The 1,154-nt window shown below is 63.4% G+C and carries 1 protein-coding gene; it reads left to right on the top strand.

Annotated elements, in window-relative coordinates:
* The coding region (locus tag BLQ28_RS32445; protein WP_256327548.1) for a condensation domain-containing protein at window positions 1-1,154 on the top strand (1,154 nt) is incomplete at both ends.

Genomic DNA, 1,154 nt, shown 5'->3' with positions numbered 1-1,154 from the left:
AACAAGTCTGCCGCTTACGTCGTTCAATTCACGTTCGACCTGACAGGGCCGCTCGATGCGGCGGCCTTGAAAGCTGCCGCCGAGGCCCTTGTGCAACGCCATGCGAATCTGCGCGCACGCTTCCTGCACCACACTGCAGAGCCCGTTCAGATCATTGTTCGTCAGATCACGCTGCCGTGGCAGGACATCGACCTTCGCGACCTCACGCCGCAAGAGCGCGAGGCCGAACTCATGCGCTGGCTTCAAGAAGACCGCGTGCGTCCCTTCGAGCCGGCGCAGGCTCCGCTGCTGCGCTTCGCGCTCATTCAACTGGCGCCGCAGCGCGCACGCCTTGTGTTCACCAGCCATCACATCCTGCTGGATGGCTGGTCGATGCCGATCTTTCTCAACGAGCTGTTCGTGTTGTATCGGACAAGGGGCGACGACAGTGCTCTTGCGCCGCCAGTGCCCTATCGCAACTATCTGGGTTGGCTCAAACACCAGGATCGCGACAAGTCCTTGAGTGCGTGGAAGGAATCGCTTTCAGGTCTGGCGGAACCCACGTTGCTGACGGCCGACCAGACCGAAAAGTCGGGCCGCCAGGAAATCCTGGCCTGCAGTCTTTCGCAGGAGTTGACGCAATCGCTTGGCGGGCGGGCCCGCCAGCACGGCCTGACGCTCAACACCCTGTTGCAAGGCGCCTGGGGCCTGCTGCTGGGCCGACTGACTGGCCGCGAAGACGTGGTCTTCGGCATCACGGTCTCGGGCCGTCCGCCGGAGTTGCCAGGTGTGGAGCGCATGGTGGGGCTGTTCATCAACACCTTGCCGGTGCGCATGCAGTTCGAGCCCTGGGAGCCGATCGCGCAGGTGCTCGCGCGGCTGCAGGACGAGCAGTCCGCGATGGCCGCGCACCAGCATCTGGGCCTCTCGGAGATCCAGCGCCTGGCGGGCTTCCCTGTCTTGTTCGACACCCTGTTTGTCTTTGAGAACTATCCGGTCGACGCCAATGCGCGTGGCCTGGCACAAGACCCATTGCAAGTCTCCCGCGCCAGCGGTCACGGCGGGGATAAAACGCACTACCCATTGAGCGTCGTTGCCATCCCGGGCACGCAACTGCAGTTGCGGGTGGGGTATCGGCCAGACCTGTTTGACCGCACGACAGTCGAGCAGTTGGT

Origin of the sequence: Variovorax sp. EL159 (assembly GCF_900100965.1) — a bacterium.
Lineage (GTDB): Bacteria > Pseudomonadota > Gammaproteobacteria > Burkholderiales > Burkholderiaceae_C > Variovorax.
Note: the sequence above shows the minus strand (reverse complement) of the source record. Positions and strands in the feature narration are given on the sequence as shown.